The sequence below is a fragment of the Pseudomonas sp. 2725 genome, assembly GCF_050434585.1.
Classification (GTDB): domain Bacteria; phylum Pseudomonadota; class Gammaproteobacteria; order Pseudomonadales; family Pseudomonadaceae; genus Aquipseudomonas; species Aquipseudomonas jessenii.
Window position 1 is genome coordinate 515,813 of the sequence record NZ_JBNDIV010000002.1, and the last position, 18,753, is coordinate 534,565.

At 61.2% G+C, this 18,753-nt stretch carries 17 protein-coding genes; 5 read left to right on the forward strand and 12 right to left on the reverse strand.

Features of this window, described 5'->3' with window-relative positions:
* Positions 1-5: 5 nt before the first annotated feature.
* Both ABIE16_RS06595 and msrB read right to left on the reverse strand, forming a co-directional pair.
* A complete protein-coding gene (locus ABIE16_RS06595; protein WP_429520746.1) occupies positions 6-1,781 on the reverse strand; it encodes a cytochrome c biogenesis protein DipZ in 1,776 nt (591 codons plus the stop codon).
* 33 nt (positions 1,782-1,814) lie between these two features.
* Positions 1,815-2,333 (reverse strand): peptide-methionine (R)-S-oxide reductase MsrB, encoded by a 519-nt coding sequence (msrB, locus tag ABIE16_RS06600; RefSeq protein WP_429520747.1) that lies wholly within the window; start codon positions 2,331-2,333, stop codon positions 1,815-1,817.
* A 298-nt stretch (positions 2,334-2,631) separates the two neighbouring features.
* Here msrB and ABIE16_RS06605 point away from each other — a divergent pair, with 298 nt between their 5' ends.
* From ABIE16_RS06605 to ABIE16_RS06620, 4 genes are all read left to right on the forward strand, one after another.
* Positions 2,632-3,351, forward strand: coding sequence for a response regulator transcription factor (locus ABIE16_RS06605; protein WP_090453186.1), 720 nt, complete (start codon positions 2,632-2,634; stop codon positions 3,349-3,351).
* A complete protein-coding gene (locus ABIE16_RS06610) occupies positions 3,348-4,868 on the forward strand; it encodes a HAMP domain-containing sensor histidine kinase (protein ID WP_429520748.1) in 1,521 nt (506 codons plus the stop codon). The genes ABIE16_RS06605 and ABIE16_RS06610 overlap by 4 nt, the downstream gene beginning before the upstream one ends.
* 324 nt (positions 4,869-5,192) lie before the next feature.
* Positions 5,193-5,897 carry a hypothetical protein gene (locus tag ABIE16_RS06615; protein ID WP_057716344.1) on the forward strand — a complete coding sequence of 235 codons (705 nt, stop codon included), beginning with the start codon at positions 5,193-5,195 and terminating at the stop codon, positions 5,895-5,897.
* Positions 5,898-6,132: 235 nt separating this feature from the next.
* On the forward strand, positions 6,133-7,563 hold the full coding sequence (locus tag ABIE16_RS06620) for a PLP-dependent aminotransferase family protein (protein WP_090453182.1): 1,431 nt from the start codon (positions 6,133-6,135) through the stop codon (positions 7,561-7,563).
* Between the two features lie 248 nt (positions 7,564-7,811).
* On the opposite strand, the gene ABIE16_RS06625 is transcribed toward ABIE16_RS06620, so the two are convergent.
* The 10 genes from ABIE16_RS06625 to ABIE16_RS06670 all read right to left on the reverse strand — a co-directional run bounded on the left by ABIE16_RS06625 (position 7,812) and on the right by ABIE16_RS06670 (position 17,134).
* Positions 7,812-8,612 (reverse strand): N-acyl homoserine lactonase family protein, encoded by an 801-nt coding sequence (locus ABIE16_RS06625; RefSeq protein WP_090453180.1) that lies wholly within the window; start codon positions 8,610-8,612, stop codon positions 7,812-7,814.
* Between the two features lie 14 nt (positions 8,613-8,626).
* Positions 8,627-9,586 (reverse strand): diiron oxygenase, encoded by a 960-nt coding sequence (locus tag ABIE16_RS06630; protein WP_090453179.1) that lies wholly within the window; start codon positions 9,584-9,586, stop codon positions 8,627-8,629.
* Positions 9,587-9,653: 67 nt separating this feature from the next.
* Complete coding sequence (locus ABIE16_RS06635; protein ID WP_429520749.1) at positions 9,654-10,412, reverse strand: TauD/TfdA family dioxygenase; 759 nt, start codon at positions 10,410-10,412, stop codon at positions 9,654-9,656.
* A gap of 18 nt (positions 10,413-10,430) precedes the next feature.
* Positions 10,431-11,306, reverse strand: a complete 876-nt coding sequence (locus ABIE16_RS06640; RefSeq protein ID WP_218494960.1) for a branched-chain amino acid aminotransferase — start codon at positions 11,304-11,306, stop codon at positions 10,431-10,433.
* A 31-nt stretch (positions 11,307-11,337) separates the two neighbouring features.
* Complete coding sequence (locus ABIE16_RS06645; RefSeq protein ID WP_429520750.1) at positions 11,338-12,678, reverse strand: KamA family radical SAM protein; 1,341 nt, start codon at positions 12,676-12,678, stop codon at positions 11,338-11,340.
* A 32-nt stretch (positions 12,679-12,710) separates the two neighbouring features.
* Positions 12,711-13,355 (reverse strand): glutathione transferase, encoded by a 645-nt coding sequence (gene yfcF, locus ABIE16_RS06650; RefSeq protein WP_429520751.1) that lies wholly within the window; start codon positions 13,353-13,355, stop codon positions 12,711-12,713.
* A 243-nt stretch (positions 13,356-13,598) separates the two neighbouring features.
* Positions 13,599-14,084 (reverse strand): cupin domain-containing protein, encoded by a 486-nt coding sequence (locus tag ABIE16_RS06655; protein WP_340315259.1) that lies wholly within the window; start codon positions 14,082-14,084, stop codon positions 13,599-13,601.
* A gap of 83 nt (positions 14,085-14,167) precedes the next feature.
* Positions 14,168-14,662, reverse strand: a complete 495-nt coding sequence (locus ABIE16_RS06660; protein WP_046040191.1) for a RidA family protein — start codon at positions 14,660-14,662, stop codon at positions 14,168-14,170.
* A 48-nt stretch (positions 14,663-14,710) separates the two neighbouring features.
* Positions 14,711-15,991, reverse strand: coding sequence for an ATP-grasp domain-containing protein (locus tag ABIE16_RS06665; protein WP_429520752.1), 1,281 nt, complete (start codon positions 15,989-15,991; stop codon positions 14,711-14,713).
* Positions 15,992-16,033: 42 nt separating this feature from the next.
* The gene (locus tag ABIE16_RS06670; protein ID WP_090453168.1) at positions 16,034-17,134 is read right to left on the reverse strand and encodes a hypothetical protein; all 1,101 of its coding nucleotides are present in this window, start codon (positions 17,132-17,134) and stop codon (positions 16,034-16,036) included.
* Between the two features lie 148 nt (positions 17,135-17,282).
* Between ABIE16_RS06670 and ABIE16_RS06675 the strand changes: the two genes are divergently transcribed.
* Positions 17,283-18,701, forward strand: a complete 1,419-nt coding sequence (locus ABIE16_RS06675) for a PLP-dependent aminotransferase family protein (RefSeq protein ID WP_429520753.1) — start codon at positions 17,283-17,285, stop codon at positions 18,699-18,701.
* Positions 18,702-18,753: the final 52 nt, after the last annotated feature.

Below are 18,753 nucleotides of genomic sequence, written 5' to 3' on the forward strand. Positions count from 1 at the left end.
AGTTATCAGCCGAAAGTGAAGGCGTAAGCCGACGCCCCCGGATCAAGAAACTCGATACTGAAGGTCCGGTCGGTCACGCCGCCGCTCTGGCGCACCAGTTGATACAAGCGCTGGTCCGTCACGGTGCCGCTGCCATCGGGTGCCACGTCCATGCCATGGGCATCGCCGGGGGCCTTGCCGTCGATCAGCACTTTGAAACGCACCGGTTTGCCATCGGCGCCAGGGCCGAGCACCAAATGCAAATCACGGGCGTGGAAGCGATAGACGATGCGGCTGGCCGGTGCGCTGGCGGTGGCCCGCTCCGGGCCGACATGCCACTGGCCGCCCAGGCTCCAGTCGTTAAGGGCCAGTTGCGCCGGCGGGTTGTAGGCCGCGACCTTGTCCGGCACCAGCGCGGTTTCGGGCACGAAATGCTCAGCACGCTGGTAGCCGACATAGGTTTCCGGCGACTGCACGGCGTCCTTGTCCGGGGCCATTTGCACGCCATCGGCCTTGGCACTGATCAGCCCGTCGGCGACCTTGGCCGCCCCCGCCTCGCGCAGCAATTGCTGGATGACCCGCTCCGATTCGGCGTACGCGCCTTCGCCGAAATGGTGATAACGGATGCGTCCCTGGGCGTCGGCAAAGTAATGCGCCGGCCAGTACTCGTTGTTGAAGGCGCGCCAGATCTTGAACTCGTTATCGATGGCCACCGGGTAGTTGATGCCCAGGTCCTTCATGGCTTTGGTGACGTTGTTGACATCGCGTTCGAAGGCAAACTCCGGCGCATGCACGCCGATCACCACCAGGCCCTGATCGCGATACTTCTCGGCCCAGGCTTTCACATAGGGCAGCGAGCGCAGGCAGTTGATGCAGGAGTAGGTCCAGAAATCCACCAGCACGACCTTGCCTTTCAAGGCCTGGGCATCGAGGGGTGGCGAGTTGAGCCATTGCACGGCGCCCTCCAGTGACGGCAGGTTGCCTTCGACCGGCAAGGTGCCCGGGGTTTTGTCAGCCACTTGCACCGCGCCGACGGAGGTCGAGTTTTGCGCCATCATCGCCCCGCTGTTACGCGGTAACTTGCCGGACAGTTTCTCCACCAGCGCTTGCTCGATACCACTGGTCGACGCCGTGGAAAACCGCGCCAGAATCCCCGTGTCCAGACCTAGGGCAATCGCTGCCACACCGGCCAGCATCGCCCCGCCAAGACCGCGACGCAGCCATTCGCCCGCGCCAATCGAGCGTTTCATCGCGGTGAAGACTTTGCCGCCCAGCAACAAGGCCAGCGCGAGGGAAGTGGCGGCACCGGCGGCGTACGCCAGCAGCAAAAAGGTGGTTTGAATGCTGGCGCCTTGCAGCGCCGCACCGGTCAGCAGCAGGCCCAGGATCGGCCCGGCGCACGGCGCCCACAGCAGGCCGGTGGCCACGCCGATCAGGAGCGAAGCACCAGGACGTGGCCGTGCATCGGCACCCGCCGCCTCCGACAAACGACTGCCCGCCGCCACCAGTGGCCGGGTCAGACGCTCGGCCAGTTGCGGCAGCAACAGCGTCAGACCGAACAACGCCACGAACACCAGCGCCAGCCAGCGCCCGTACTGATTGAGTTGCACCACCCAGCCGCCGCCCACCGCCGCCAACGTGGCGACCAGCGCGAAGGTCAGCGCCATGCCCACCAGCAGCGGCAACCCGCTTTTGACGAAGGGTTGCCCGGTGCGGGCGAAGACAAACGGCAATACCGGCAGAATGCACGGGCTGACAATCGTCAGCACACCACCGAGATAAGCGAGGACCAGCAGCCACATGGCGATTACCTGCAAAAAGTGAGTGGAATGGAATCACACCGTCATGGGCACGAATTTCATCGCCAGGCCGTTCATGCAGTAACGCAGACCGGTGGGTTTCGGGCCGTCGTCGAAGACATGCCCCAGATGCCCGCCACAGCGCCGGCAATGAACCTCTTCACGGACCATGCCGAACGCACGGTCCTGGCGGGTCGCCACGGCCTTGTCCAGCGGTGCCCAGAAACTTGGCCAACCGGTGCGGCTGTCGAATTTGGTCGCCGAGGAAAACAGCGGCAGCTCGCAACCGGCACAGACGAACGTGCCATCGCGGTGCTCGTTGTTCAGCGGGCTGCTGTAAGCCCGCTCGGTGCCCTCTTCGCGAAGGATTTCGTACTGTTCATCGCTCAGAAGAGCGTGCCATTCGCTGTCGCTGTGGATCACTTCGAATACCTCCGCTGCGCTGGCTTCACTGATCAAGGCCGAGCCTGTGGAAAACTTCGGCAACAGGCCGATCGCCAGGGCTGCCACCCCCAGCCCGCCGCTCGCTACAAGAAATTGCCGTCGTGAAAACATGTTCGTCTCCAAAAATCCAGGGGTGTTTCATAGAACACAGCCTAGGCTTTGGGTGATCGCCAAATCCTCACGGGAAGTTAAACAATTCGTGATAACTCGGGCGCCGAAAAACCCGCACAATGCATAACGCCAATTTTGAACAATGCATTTCCTGTGGGAGCGAGCTTGCTCGTGATGACGATTGCACAGTCAGCATCGTCGTTGACTGACATTGCGCCATCGCGAGCAAGCTCGCTCCCACAGTTTTTGCGCCTTGACCGAGCGGCAATGCGTCCATTGCGCCGAAGGATTGAGCTGTATGGAACAGACCAAACGCGTCCTGGTGGTCGAGGACGATATGCATATCGCCGACCTGATCTGCCTGCATCTTCGCGACGAGCAGTTCGAGGTGGTGCACAGCGCCGATGGCAATGAAGGCATGCGCCTGCTGCAGCAAGGCAACTGGGACGCACTGGTCCTCGACCTGATGCTGCCCGGTGTCGACGGCCTGGAAATCTGCCGCCGCGCCCGCGCCATGGCCCGCTATACGCCGATCATCATCACCAGCGCGCGCTCCAGCGAAGTGCACCGGATTCTCGGCCTCGAACTGGGTGCCGACGACTATCTGGCCAAGCCCTTTTCCATGCTTGAACTGGTGGCCCGGGTCAAGGCGTTGCTGCGCCGGGTCGATGCCATGGCGCGCAACCTGAAAATGGACGCCGGCAGTTTGCTCACCGACGGCCTGGCCATCGACCCGATCACCCGCGAAGTGTCCCTCGATGGACGACGCCTGGACCTCACGCCCCGTGAGTTCGACTTGCTGTACTTCTTCGCCCGCCAGCCCGGCAAGGTGTTCTCGCGCATGGACCTGCTCAATGCCGTGTGGGGCTACAGCCACGAAGGCTACGAGCACACGGTCAACACCCACATCAACCGCCTGCGTGCCAAGATCGAGGCCGACCCGGCGCAACCGGTGCGCATCCTCACGGTCTGGGGGCGCGGCTACAAATTCGCCACCGGGGAGGAACCACGGCCATGAGGCTGACCCTGACGCAACGCCTGTCCCTGGTGTTCGCCGTGCTGCTGCTGGTGTGCTGCGGCACGTCGGCGTGGATGCAGGTGCGCTCCAACCAGATGCATGAGCAGGAAGTGGTGCAAGGCTTGTCCCGGGACCTGGCGCAGCACATCGCCAGTGACACGGTGCTGATGGACACACAGGGCCTGATGCCCAATGCCGTGCGTGACCTGTTCAGCAAGCTGATGCAGGTCAACCCGAGCGTCGAGGTGTACCTGCTGGACACCGAGGGCAAGATTGTCGGCAGCGCCGCGCCCGAAGGCCGGATCCGTCGTGAACGGATCGACCTGGCGCCGATCCAGCGCCTGTTGCGGGGCGATGCCCTGCCGATTCTCGGCGACGACCCGCGCAGCGCCGATGCGCGCAAGGTGTTCAGCGCCGCACCGCTTAAGGTCGACGGCAAGCCGGCCGGTTATCTCTACGTGGTGTTGCTCGGTGAAGACCACGACCGCCTGGCCGAACGCGGCGCGACCAGTGCAGCGCTCAACACCGCGCTGTTGTCCATCGGGCTGGTGGCGTTGCTGTGCCTGATTGCCGGTCTCACCGCATTTGCCCTGATCACCCGGCCGTTACGCCGCTTGACCGAAACCGTCAGCCAGTTCGACATCGATGGGGTGCCGGTCACACCGGCTCTGCCCGTCGCGGTGGAGAAAGCCGCGAGTCACGATGAAATCGCCGTACTCGATGCGGCGTTCCGACAGATGCAGACACGCCTGGGCGAGCAATGGCGCTCGTTGACCCGCCAGGATCAGGAGCGCCGCGAACTGGTGGCGAACATCTCCCACGACTTGCGCACGCCGCTGGCCTCGTTGCACGGTTATCTGGAAACCCTGTCGCTCAAGGACGCCACGCTGTCCCCTGCCGACCGCCGTCGCTATCTGGGCATCGCGCTGGACCAGAGCCGCAAGGTAGGTGGTCTGGCGCAGTCGCTGCTGGAACTGGTGCGGCTGGAACATGGCTTCGTACAGCCGGTGCTGGAACGCTTTTCCCTGACTGACCTGGCCCAGGACATCTTCCAGAAATTCGAACTCACCGCCGAAGCGCGTCAAGTCGAGTTGAAGGCCACTTTTGCCGCCAACGTCTCGGCGGCCTGCGCCGACCTTGGGCTAATCGAGCGGGTGCTGACCAACCTGTTCGACAACGCCCTGCGCCATACCCCGGCCGGTGGCGAGGTCGAACTGGGCCTGCGCCCGCAAGGCTCATTCATCGAAGTCACGGTCAGCGATACCGGCCCCGGCATCGCCCCGGAACTGCGCGAAGGGTTGTTCCTGCGGCCGTTCAATATCGGCGGCGCACGCCGTGATGGCGGGTTGGGGTTGCGGATCGTGCATCGCATCCTGCAATTGCACGGGCGCGAGATTCAGTTGATCGATGTGCCGGGGCGGGGTGCGACGTTCCGGTTTTCGCTGCCGATCGATGAGGAAACGGCGACTGCGTTGGCGGTGCGGTCGATGAACCTGATTACCCCGCGGCAGGCCTGAAAAGTTGTGGTGCCTGACAGGGCCCCATCGCGGGCAAGCCCGCTCCCACAGGGTGAGTGGGTGTACGCAAGATCTGCGAACAACCCAAACCACTGTGGGAGCGAGCTTGCTCGCGATGGTCTCAAGGGCACCGCGTTCATCCAGAATGAACGCGTTATCGTTAACGTCCATCGCGAGCAGGCTCGCTCCTACAGGGGAGCAAAAACATGACCGGCCGCCTGTTGATCCGTGACAACGCCGCCCCGGTCCAATAGATTAGTCGGCCTGAAAAAGCCCCCGGGCTTTTTCGCCCCTATTCAAGTTCAAAGAAGTAGTGAAATTTCAATGTCCGATTCCAATACCGCTGAAACCGTAGTCACCTTGTCGTCCAAAGCGGAATACGAAAACTCCATCAATCTTTCACAACACGTGCCTCAGGCCAAGACCATCAGCGAGATGGTGCTGGACGCGTTCCAGTCCACCCGCGAAAGCGACCAGATCCGCGAACTGCGCGCCGCGATCCGCCAGGCCCACGACAGCTTCGATGACGATAAAGCCTACGAACTGATGGGCCAGCTCAAGCAGCTCAAGGACGCCGAGGCTGCCGATATCGCCGCCCTCGAAGACCTGAGCGGCAAATTCCCGATCAGCCGCATCCTGTCCAGCTTCAAGGACGATCCGGCGTTCCAGGAAATCGTCTACGGCCTGGCCCTGAAGGTGCTGAACCAGACCCACCAGGCCATCAGCAACCCGAGCGGCGGCAAGAGCAAAGCCGCCAAGGCGAAGAAAGAAGTCGAAGTGTTCACCATCAGCAAGGACGGCATTAGCGTCACCCTGCCGCTGCGCACCCCGCGCTCGCGCCTGAGCGTCGACCGTGAAGCCCTGGAATTCCTCGGCCTCACCTTCGTTGGCGAAGGCGAAGAGGCGGAACTGGAAAGCGAGACGTTCCTGGACAACAGCGGCGCCGAGCAAGCGGTCAACCGCAAGAACATCATCACCGCCCTGCAGCAGCAGACCGCGTTCGACGGGTACAGCATCGCCGCTCAGTAATACCTGTTGTTTGTGGCAAGCCCTCTCGCCACAAGGTCCTGAGCGACCGACTCAAGAGCCCCGCCATCAGTGCGGGGCTTTTTATTGCCCGTGATTCGGGCAAAACCGCGATTACTCTTCCAGTATCGACGCAGAACACCACTTCCCTTCACCCATGAGCACCACGGGTCCGCCTGCGGGGAGCGTCAACTCACTTTCCAGCCCAGACCTCAGTGGTGCAACTGCCGAGGTCATCATGAACACGCCCCCCTTGTATCGCCAGCTGGCCAACCACTACCTGGACGCTATCCGCAGCGGCACCCTGAAAACCGGTGAACGCCTGCCCTCGATTCGGTTGATGATGGAAAAACACGCCGTCAGCCTGTCGACCGCCGTGCAGGTGTGCCGGGAACTGGAGGACTATGGCGTGCTGGAAGCCCGGCCACGCTCCGGCAACTACATTCGCCAGCCCGACACCCTGCCCAGGCCCGCCCCGACGACCTCGGCGCCAGCGCTGGATACCCGCGCGTATGTCGGCATTCATGAACAGGTCTGTGCGGTGCTCAAGGCCAGTCAGCGCGCGACGATCAAGGTCAATTTCGCCAGCGCCTACTGCGCGCCGCAGCTTTACCCACTGAAGACCTTGCAAGACAACATGATCAAGGCGCTGCGCTACGACGCCTGCCTGCTCGGCACCGCGGGCGGCGCCTGCGGCAACAGCGCATTGCGCAACATCCTGGCCCGGCGGGCACTGGCCAGCAAGACCCACCTGGCCTCCGAGCGGATCGTGATCACCAACGGCGCCACCGAGGCGATCAATCTGGCCTTGCGTGCGGTCACCCGCCCCGGCGACACCGTGGCCGTGGAGTCGCCGACCTTCTACGGTCTGCTGCAAATTCTCGAAAGCCTGAACCTGCGCGTGCTGGAAGTCCCGGCCTCGGCCCATACCGGGCTGAATCTGCAGGCCCTGCAACGGCTGCTGCAAGGCCCCGAACGGGTCAAGGCGCTGATCGTCATCCCCAACCTGCAAAACCCGTTGGGCAGCATCATGCCCGACGCCAACAAGGCACGGCTGGTGAAACTGTGCGCCGAGCACGACACCGTGCTGATCGAGGACGACACCTACGGCGATCTGGTGGACACCGAGCAGCCGCTGTCCACGCTCAAACATTGGGATAGCACCGACAACGTGATCTATTGCGCCTCGCTGAACAAAACCCTGGCACCGGGCATGCGCCTTGGCTGGATCAGCGCCGGCAAATGGCACGACCGCGTGGAGATGCTCAAGCATACGCAGTCGCGCGGGTGCGAGGCGTTATCGCAACTGGCGGCCAGTGCGTTCATGAAGACACCGTCCTACGAACGTTACCTGCGGCGGTTGAGGAAAACCCTGACCGTACAACGCGAGCAGATGAGCGCAGCGATCACCCGTTATTTTCCCATCGGCACCAGCGTGACCCACCCGCAAGGCGGCACGCTGTTATGGGTGGAACTGCCTAGCCGGCATTCATCGATGACGTTTTTTCACGACGCGTTGAAGGCCGGCATCCAGATTTCACCTGGGGATATCTTTTCCAATGCCCGGCGTTTTGATCACTTTGTGCGCATTGGCTGTGGCGCGCCGTATTCGCCGCGGGTTGATGAGGCACTGCAGACGTTGGGACGTATCCTGAAAAATCAGGGTTGACCGCGACCCTGTGGGAGCGAGCTTGCTCGCGATGGCGGTGTGTCAGACACATCAATTTTGAATGTACTGACGCCTTCGCGAGCAAGCTCGCTCCCACAAGGGACTTTCGGTGGACACAACATCGGTGAACGACAGCAACCAAATGTGGGAGCGAGCTTGCTCGCGATGGCGGTGTGTCAGACACATCAATTTTGAATGTACTGACGCCCTCGCGAGCAAGCTCGCTCCCACAGGGTTGTAGGTGATCTTCAGAGCGGATTCTGATGCAGGCAAATGATATGCGGGTCATCATTCCAGTGCGGAAAACGCTCGGCGATCAGCGGGTCGTGGCCGGGGATGACATGATCTTCGCTGTCGGCCAGACGGTCGATCTCGGTGAAGGCTTCAAGGGTTTGCGCCAGGTCATCGAGAATCGGAAACGGACTTCGCCCGCGAATGTTGGCCCACAAATGCGCCGCATCCGAGGCCAGCACAATCCAGCCGCGCTCGGTCGCTACCCGCACCACCTGACTGCCCGGTGTATGTCCGCCTACCGGATGCAGGGTCACGCCCGGAACGACCTCGACAACACCGTCGTGCAAACGCATCCGCCCTTCGAACAGCGGCGGCAACGCCGACATCACGTCCTCGACTTCGTAGGTTTTGTTCACCGTGCGATGGACCATTTTCGGCCCGGTGCAGAAACGCAACTCCGCGTCCTGCAAATGCACGGTCGCCTTGGGAAACAACCCGAGGTTGCCGGCATGATCCCAATGCAAATGGGTAAGGATCAGGTGCTCGACCCGGGCCGGATCGATGTCCAGTTGCCGCAGGGATTCTTCCGGCAGGCGATACATCTGGCGATCGCGCCGGTGCGCCGTGGCCGGCTGGAAACAGGTGTCGACCACGATCACCTGCTGTTCGTTGCGGATGACCCAGAAGTAGTAGTCCAGCGGCATCGGCGCATTCGGATCACCGCAACAGGCGTCGTAGAGAAAATTCTCCCTGGCGGTGCGCTGGGCGTTTGCACCGACACGGATGGCGAACACTTCGTACACAGGCGTGGACATAAGCACCTCCGGGTTCAGGCGACCGTCGTGGTTTTGAGGGTCGGACGGAAATCGAAATCGATCTGGTCGCTGATGCCCAGGTCATGGGCCAATTTATGCAGGCCACTGTAGTCGCGCATGATGGTCGCGTTCCTGTTGCTCTCGCGGGTGTCGGCAATGATCAGCGCCGCCTCCTCGACCCCGAGCTGCGTCAGAATCGCCTCCCACATGGAGTAGTCCTGAGCGATAAAAGCACTCAGCGCCACCGACAGGTTGCGTGCGAAAAATTCCCGTTGCGTGGGCTGCATGTTGGCGTACATGACCTTCGCCACTTCGGCCAGCACCTTGCTGTGGGCGTACTCGTCGCGGTTGTGCAGTTCGGCCACCCGGCGGTTCTGCGGCTGGATGGTCTGGTCGTCCGCCAGCAAGTCCAGATAGGCGTTGACGCTGATCTCGGCCACCACCGCAAACGTGATCGCCGCCAGATCCCGCTGCCATTGCTCGGGCAGTGCTTCACGCTGGGCTTTCAGGCGCAGGTAAGTGACGGAGGGTGGCAAGTCCAGATCCTGGTCCAGCGCCCGGTCCAGTTTGGTCCGTTCGATGGCGCGCAGGTGCATCAGCGTGTGGTAGTGCTCGTCGATCAGGGTTTGTTGCATGGCCTCGCGAAAATGCCAGTCATCCTTGCCCAGGTACTGATTGGCGATGACACTGAGTGCCGGGTTGACCACGTGTTCTTCGGCGGTGACGGTGCGCAGGTTGTAGCCGATCCAGCCCCAGGTCACCACGCTGCTTTTGAGCTCGTCGCTCAAGGCCTGGAATTTCGGATGATGGAAGAACGGCACCATGCACTCCGGGTAGTCCGGCCGCGCGGGGTCAAAAACTTCCTCCACCTGGCCCCTGTCCGGCGAACACACCGTGGCGCGCTTGGTCCAGGCCTGGTTGAGCCGCACGATCAGTTGATGATCGACCTGGGCGATCTCGATTGCTGTTTGCATGACGCGATACCTGTAAGGCGCGTACCCGCCAAGGGGTACGCCAAAAGAATGAAGGGTGACGGAAATATCAGGCCAGCCAATAGCGGGTCAGGTTGCGCGCCGGGTCAGTGTAACGACTGCGGGCGTGGATCATTCGCCAGTTATCCCAAATCAGCAGGCATCCGTCGGGAATCAGCACCGGAACGTTGTGCTCGACGAAGTACGCTTCGCCGAGCACGGCAAACCTGGCCAGCGGCGAGGTGTTGTTGGTCACCAGTGATTGCTGCAACGCTTCCTTGGACGGGTTCACGTCGCCGTAGTGAAACTGGTTGTAGCTGAAGCGGAAAATATCCCCGTCTTCCGTAGGCGTGAGGATGTATTCCTTGACCCGCCGCTGTCCCGGTTCACCCGGTTTGGCGGTGGCGACAAATTCTACCGGCGTGTCATCCAGCCACTCACGCAGTTCCGGTTCACTGCGCTCCAGGGACTTGAGAAATTCATAGCCGTCCACCAACCCGGTGTGCCCGCCACCGCACCTGGCCTGTTTATGGCAATGCAACGCCAGATAGCGTGGCGGCGGCCCGTACACCGGCGCTTCAGTGTGCGGGCCGATGCCGTTCATGCTCTGGGAATACGGCAAGTCTTCGTAACCCGGCTTGCGGGTAATGGCAAAGGCCGTCTGGCCGTTGAACTGCGGAATGATCCGACCGAACTCGCACAAGGTGCCTACGATATCATCGGCAAATTCGTCCGGGGTCAGCACCGTCCAGCCCAACGTCGACAGTTCTTCGTGACGATGGCCGAGCGAAATGCAAGGTTGAGACGCAACAATCCCTTGGTCTGACATGGTGAGATTCCTGGCGGGTTATCCGGCGTTGACGGTTGAGGTGTAAGCGGCGATGAAGTCGCGGCAGGCGTCACCCGGTCGATAGTGCTGCTCATCGATGCTCTGCACCGGGGTGATTTCGGCGGCGGTGCCGGTGAGAAAACACTCATCGAAGTCGCCAAGCTCTGTAGGCAAAATCGTGCGTTCGACCACCTGGTAGTCCAGCGCTTTGGCCAGTTCGATCACGGTCTGGCGGGTGATGCCGTTGAGGAAGCAATCCGGCAGCGGGGTGTGCAGCGTCCGGTCTTTGACGAAAAACACATTAGCGCTGGTGGCTTCGGCAACATGGCCGCGCCAGTCGAGCATCAGCGCGTCGTGGTAACCCGTGTTCTCGGCGTCGTGCTTGCTCAGTGTGGCGATCTGGTAATGCCCGGATGCCTTGGCCTGGAACGGGCTGCTGCTCGGTGGCGGGCGGCGCCAGCTCGCGGTCTTCAAGCGGATACCAGCCATGCGCGCCGCCGGGTCGAAATAGCTCGGCCACTGCCAGCAAGCGATGGCCACATGCACACGGTTGAAACGTGCCGAGGTGGAGATCATCTCGCTGCCACGCCAGGCCACCGGGCGCAGGTAGCCGTCGACAACCTTGTTGCGTTGCAGCAGTTCATGGCTCGCCGCTTCCAGTTCAGCCATCTCATAGGGGATGGCAAAGTCCATCCATTGCGCCGAGCGATACAAGCGCTCGCTGTGTTCGCGCAGCTTGAAAATCCTGCCGTTGTAGACCCGCTCGCCTTCATACACGGTGCTCGCGTAATGCAGGCCATGGGTCAGCACATGCAACTGCGCCCGGGACCACTCGACGAACTCGCCGTCGAGCCAGATAACGCCCTCGCGCTGATCAAACGGGATACTGCTCATATCCATATCTCCCCATTGTTCGTGAATTTTCCTACGCCGTTTCCAGCAACACGGGTATCAATTCCGGCACGGCAGTGAGCTCGGTCTGAAAGAAGAACGCACGCTCGCCGAAGGCCGGTTGCAAGTCGTCGAACCAGGTCACTTGCGGATCGAAGCGCGCGTAGAACGTGCGCAACACCCATTGCGGATTGCGTGCCTGGAGGAACTGCAAGACGAAGACCTTTTCCCCGGCGACGGTCTCAATGCCGTTGATCAACACCTTGCCGTAGAAGGTGCTCATGGACGGCCCGCGCACCGTTCGCGCCAGCCCCGATACCGTGCGGTACGCCGCCTGGAAGATCTCGAAGGCCCGGGCCAGCGGCATCGCGAAGTAGTGGCTGGGCCCGGTGTCACGCTCGACGAACATGTAATAAGGCACCGCCCCGAGCCGCACCCCTTCGGTCCACAACGCCGCCCAGTCAGCGGGGTTTTCGTTGACGTGGCGGATCATCGGCGCCTGCATGCGCACCGTCGCGCCCGTCGAGCGAATACGCTCGATGGCCTGGCGGGCGATGACCTGGCGGATCTCCACCGGGTGGTTGTAGTGGCCCATGATCGACAGGTTTTTCCCCGCCGCGACGATGCGCTGGAACAGCTCCAGCAGCTCAGGTGCATCCTTGTCGCTGACAAAACGCTGCGGCCAGTACGCCACGGACTTGGTGCCGATGCGGATGTTCTTCAGGTGTGGCAAATCCAGCAGCGGCTCGATGTAACCGGCCAGGGAGCGGGTGTTCATGATCATCGGGTCGCCGCCGGTAATCAGCACGTCGGTCACTTCGGTGTGCACCCTCAGGTAACTGACCAGCTCCTGGGACTCACGGGCGTTGAACTTGAGTTCTTCCTCGCCGATGAACTGCGCCCAGCGGAAACAGAAGGTGCAGTACGCGTGACAGGTCTGACCGGCACCGGGGAAAAACAGCACGGTCTCGCGGTACTTGTGCTGGATGCCCGGCAGGACCTTGCCGTTGAGGGTGACTCCGTTGTGGGTCAACTGCCCGGCCGGATGCGGGTTCATGCGCCGCCAGATCGCCTCGATCCGACGCTTGATCGCCGCGCTGTCATCCTGCTCGATCAGTTGTTTGAGCGAGGCATATTCCTCCGCCAGCAACATGTCCTTGTGGGGAAAGGTCATGCGCAAAACCGGATCGTCCGGAATGTTGTTCCAGTCGATCAGCGTGCCCAGCACGTATTCGTTGGTGCGAAACGGCATGACCCTGGCCACCACGGTCATGGCCTCCTGCAACGCCGGCGTCAGCTTGTGCCAGTACGGTGTGTCGCGGATGGTGCGTGAGTTATAGGGTTTGTAGCGTTCGTGCTCCGACAGTCCTTGCATGGCCGCGCTCCTGGTGATTGCCCTGAGTGTTGTTACGCGATGGCCGGCGCTTTGCGCTCTATGTCCATCCACGCCCGAACGCTGTCGCGATCCCACTGGCGACGCACATATGCCGTGAGCCGTGCCGGCACCGGATCGCCGTTGGCAACCAGTCGGTTGAGCATGATTGCCAGGTCGGTGTCGGCAATGCTCCAGTCACCGAACAGATGCTCGGCGCCCTCTTCCAGCAAATGCCCGGCGACGAAGAACAGGCGCTCGACGGCGGCTTGGGCCTCGTCGGACAGCACGGTGTTTTTCTTGCCGAAGTACACCAGGTCAAACGGGCGCTCCTTGCGCACCACCAACAAGTCACTGCGCAACCAGGCCTGCAATTGACGGGCACGGGCGCGCTGGCGAATGTCCTGCGGATAGAGTTTTTTATGCCCCGGGGAGAGTTCATCAAGGTATTCGGCAATCGCCGATGATTCCGACAAGGCAAAATCGTCGTGAACCAGCGTTGGAACTTTGCAGGTCAGCGAAAGATTGCGATAAGTCGCCAGATAGTTTTCGCGTGCTTTTAGATCGACAGTAACAAGTTCAAATGAAAGTTGCTTTTCCTTGAGCGCCACAAAAGCCGACATCGCAAAAGCGCTGACATGATCGGCGCCGACATACAGTTTTAGCTTCCTGTTATCCATAGAACACTCCATTCACTGACTGCAGGGATTAACGTGCATTGGAAGTGATCGTAGTTAGTTGGATGAAGGCTGGATAGATACAGAATTTGCCTGTTTCAATCGATACAGAAAGTTGTTTTTCACCGACAGATACGCAGCGAAAATCCCGGCAATAGCGCTGCAAAAGGCGATACCGGTGGCAGGTCTGAAAAACAAAAAAGGGAGCCAACGATGGTTGGCTCCCTTGGCTGATGCGCTGGGAAATTACGGCTGGGTGGTGATCAGGCCATGGCTGTCGGCAAAGTTCGAAAGCAGTGCCATTTGCGGCATATTGCTCATGTTCAGCATCGCCAAAGGCTCGTGTTTACTGGTGTTGACGAAGCCGTGTCTGGTCCACGCCGGTACCAGTAGCACATCGCCGTTGCTGACGTTGACCCCGTCGGCATCGCCTAGGGTCAACACGCCGCTGCCGCACTGGATGACAAACAGATGCCACCAGGAATGGGCATGACCGTTGAGCGTCACACCGGGGTTGAGCCATTGCATGGCGATCGCCATGCCAGGCGTCACTTCACAGCCTTCAATGCTCTTTTCATGAGCCAACGCGACAATATCAACGTCGCTGGCTTCAAGGGTCTGGCGCATATCCGTCAGTTCAGTGCCTTTCCATACCTTGGGACTTGGCGCTCGATGGTGCAGGCTTTGACGAAAGTCCTTATATGAAAAAAACGCACCTTGAAAGTTATCCATTCGCACGTCCTTTCTTATTATTTCCCATACTTTAGCGCTAAACCTTAAGTTAACGGCTCAGCGCTGTAAAGTCTGGAAAAAACTTATAAAACCGATGGGCGCAAGGCGGCAATCATGTCCACTTCTATCGCGGCATTCTTGGGTAACTGATAAACACCGACCGTGGTGCGGGTATGTTTGCCGGCATCGCCCAGTACATGGCTGAACACATCCGAGGCGCCGTTGGCCACTTCGCTCAAATCGACAAAGTCCGCCGTGGACTTCACATACACCGTTACCCGGATCAGTGACTTGATCTTGTCCAGCGAACCAATGGCATCGACGATCAACGCCAACCCCCGCATCGCACTGATGCTGGCGGCTGCTTGCGCATCGGCCATGCTGAGGTCCAGCCCGACGCGGCCGGGGTAATGGATCTTGCCGTTCATGCGCGGCACCAGGCCGCTGATGTACAGCTCATCGTGATGACGGATCAGCGGCGCGTAATGCCCGCCTGCGGTGTTTTCGCCGTAAATGTCATAACCAAACTCTTTGGCCAGGGCGATGAAGCGTTCATCGCAGGTCATGTGCTGGATCATTGATCGAACCCTCTTGATCAGTAATGCAAAAAACGGGTGCTTGCTGGCTCAACACACGGCGCGAGTGACCGGTGCCAGGCAAGTCACCTCGATGCGTGACTCAATCACCTCGGCCAGACGCAACAGGTCGTTGCTCAGTTGCCCGTAGTGTTCGTTGAACAACACGATGTGGCCGATGAATGAGAAGTTGTCCTTGACCTGCGCGCTGACCGAGTCACCGATGCGCTTGGCGTACTGGCCTTCCACCAGTTCAATGCGCAGCGAACGGGCCACGGTGGCGATGTCGGGCGTTGCCCGCAGGATGCCGCCGGCCGGCGCCCGCAGCAGGCGAATGCCGCAGTAGCCGCGGGCCACTGGCTCATGCTGTTCGGTCTTGCCTTCCACCGCCCAGCGCACCCAGCGTTCCCACGGATCGAAATTGACGAAGGCGCGTTTGGCCAGGTCCCAGATGTGCATGCCGCCGGGGCGCATGTTGGTTTCCACGGCCGAGGTCAGGTTGTCGCTGCGCAGGAACACTTCGTTGTGCCAGGCACCGTTGTCCTGGGAGACCAGCGCCGACATGTGCTGGCCAGCCGCCATCAGCCGCGCCTGCACGTCCACCGACAACGGCGCAGGCACCACTTGCTGGATCTCGGCGCGGTAGGCGCCTTCGGTGGTGGTTTTTTCCGTCACCCAGGTGCTGCCGGCCACACAATCCCAGCTGTATTCACTGGCGTTCTGCACCAGCGCTTCAAGGACGATGCCGCCTTCGCGGTAAGGCTTCAGGGCCAGCCAGGCGTCATCGCATTCCGACGGGTGATGGATGACGCGACAGCCCCGGCTCGCACCTTCGCAGGCCGGTTTGATGAAGGCCTTGCCGCCCAGTTCGACGACGCGCTGGCGCAGTTCCGACAGGTTTTCGACCCGCGCGGAAAACACCGGCCGGTAATCTCCGGGGGAGGTGCTGGCCGCCGCTTCGAGCCGACGGAAGATCTGCTTGTCCAGGCCCGCCCGCGCTTCTTCCGGGGTGATGCCCGGCAGGCCGAAGTGAGTGGCCAGCGCTGCACCGAGCAGCACACCGCGATCGGAGAACGGCAGTATGCCGATCAGCTTCCAGCTGTCGGCATTCAGGCACCCCACCACCAGTTCAAGGGACGCCGCCACATCTTCTTCCGCCAGCGAAGTGCTGCAGACGTGATCGGCCACCTGGTCGTCATGGGGCTGGATTTTCTCGACCAGCAGGATGAGCCTGGCGTTGTAGAGCGACTTGCACAGCTCGCGCAGTTTCTGGATGTCGTGCACCCGATTGCCGTTGTAACCGACCACTACTACACATGAAGTCGTATTCATAATGCCCCTGACCTGCAAAGTGAAAACCGCAACGGCAATGACTCAGTCATGCAACGACGCATTGGATTTACGGTTGAGCCAGTACCAGGCCAGGATCCCTGCGGCACCGATGGCGGCCAGCACCAGCGCGTTGTACGGCGCCGGCACCACCCGCATGATCAACACGGTCAGCCCGGCCCCGACGCCCAGGGACACTTCCTTGACGAACATGTTGTTCTGTTTGACGGAGAAGTAATCGAGGTAGCTGAAGGCGCATTCGGCAATGGACAGCAGCGCCACCCAGACCAGCGCCCCGGCGAGGGTTTCGACGTGGAACGCGGCAGGCGAAGACAGCACCGCAAAACCGCCGACGATGATCCCGATCACCGCCACGACCTTGTAGCGCCCGGTGCGCTCGATCAGCTTCATCACCGGCACTTGGGCGAAGACCACCACGGCGCTGTTGAGGATCAGCATCAAGCCGTACCAGGCCGGCAACTCGCCGGTCTTGAGCAGGATTGCCTGTGGCAGGATCGAGAACACCCCGAACAGCTTGATGCCCATGATGATCCCGGCGATCACCCAGGGCAGTTTGTTGCCCCAGTTGCTGCCGACCTGAGTGGCCGGGCGGGCTACCACCGGCTCGGTGGTGAATGTCGCGCCGAGGGCGATCGGCAGGCACAGCAACACGAACGCCGCCGCACCGAGGAAAAACATCGTCGGCGTGAGAAGCGGCGACAGCAGGATCAAACCGGCCACCAGGCTGCCCAAGTTCATGGCGACGCGGTTGTAGGCCGCGCCTTCCTTGGTCTGGGCCGCTTCGCTCTTGATCAGGTAACCGGCAATGGCAATGCCGTAGGCAAACAACGCGGCAGCAAACATCACCATGCCTTGATTGCTGGTCAGCGCCAGCAGCACCAGGCCAAGGCCGGCACACAGCAGCGTGACGCTCAGGGAACGACGACCAAGTACCAGTAAAGTCAGGGGCAACAGCAGCAACAAGGCGCGATATCCAAGGGCCAGGATGCTGTTGGTTGCCGTGTCGAGCCAGACGTTGGCCTTGCCCAGTACCGCGAACAGCGAGACGGCGGTGATGATCCGGATCGTGAATAACCGCAGGTTAATGACCGGTTTAGCCACCGCGACCGTTGTTTCGACACTCATGCAGCACCTCAGGAACCGGGTGAATGCCCGCCGACAAAGGCTGACATTCAGAAAAGTCTGTAAGGGCATGGTAGAGAGAGAGGCGTGTCCTGATCAGGGCAAGTTCGTATAGAATCCAACGAACTTTACTGCCGGAGAGACCAGTAAAATGCAGGTTCAACGTGCAGTCATTGCCGCCATTGAATTCCAGCCCGGCGCGCCGCTGGTGCAGCAGATCGTCGATCAACTGACGCATGCCATCAGCACCGGGGGCCTGCCCCACGGCGCCAAGCTGCCGCCGATTCGCGAACTCTCCGACTTGATGAACGTGGGCAAGTCCACGGTGGTCGATGCCCTGGACCGCATGCGGGCCAAAGGGCTGGTGGTGTCGCGCCAGGGCTCCGGGCATTACGTGCATCGCTCCGAAGCGGCGCTGAAAAGCGGCACGGGCCCGGACCTGCAACCCCAGGACACCCTCAGCGTGATTCGTCGCGCCTTGCTGCTGGACAACGGCGCGCTGCGCCCCGGCTGCGGTTTTCTGCCGACCTCGTGGCTACCCGCCGAAGAATTGCAGAAAGCTGTGCGCAGTACCCTGCGAGCAACGTCGTTGCGCATGGGCGAGTACGGCGTGGCCGGCGGTTACTTGCCGTTGCGCCAGGCCCTGCGGGTGAAACTGGCGACCTTCGGCATCGAAGCGCCGGTGGACCAGATCATCACCACCGCCAACACCATGCAGGCCATCGACCTGCTGATGCGCCTGCTGGTCAAACCCGGCGACACCGTGCTGCTCGACGACCCCTGCTACTTCAACATGCACGCCAACCTGGCGCTGCACGGGGCCAAAGTCATCACCATCGCCCGGGATTGCGACGGCATGGACCTCGACGCCTTCGAGCAACTGCTGATCGCCCACAAACCCGTGCTGTACATGACCAACAGCACGCTGCATAACCCCACCGGCCACTCGTTCACCCCGGCCCAAGTCTACCGCTTGCTGGAACTGAGCCACCGCCATGGCTTCCACATCGTCGAAGACGACCTGTACTGCGACATCCAGCATCGCCGCACCCCGCGCCTGGCCGCCAGCGGGCTGGACAACGTGAGTTATGTCTCCGGCTTCTCCAAGACCCTGACCGCCAACAGCCGGGTCAGCTACACCGTGCTCTCGCCACAATTGGCGGCGCGGATGGTCGCGTTGAAAATGGCCTGCGGTGGCGTGACCTCGGAACTGGCGGAGCAGATCACCTGCACCATGCTCAGCGACGGCAGCTATGCCAAGCATGCGCGGCGCACGGTGGATCGGCTCTATGAATCGAACAGTCGTGTGGCCAGTTGGTTGGCGGAGGCTGGGTGTTCGCTTTCCTCGTTGCCCGGCGAAGGCGTGTTTATCTGGGCAAGATTGCCGGAGGGCCTGCATGCCGAAAACCTGGCTCGCCAAGGGCTGGAGAACAATATGGTATTGGCGCCGGGCACCTTGCTGAGCAAAGGGCCGGATGCCAGCCAGTTCCTGCGCTTCAATGTGGCGCACAGCGATAGCTTGCAAGTGCGCGAGCGGTTTTTCCGGTTGCTTGATAAGCAAAGCAAGTAACCGACGACCACCGATCTTGTGGGAGCGAGCTTGCTCGCGATGAGGCCGTCAC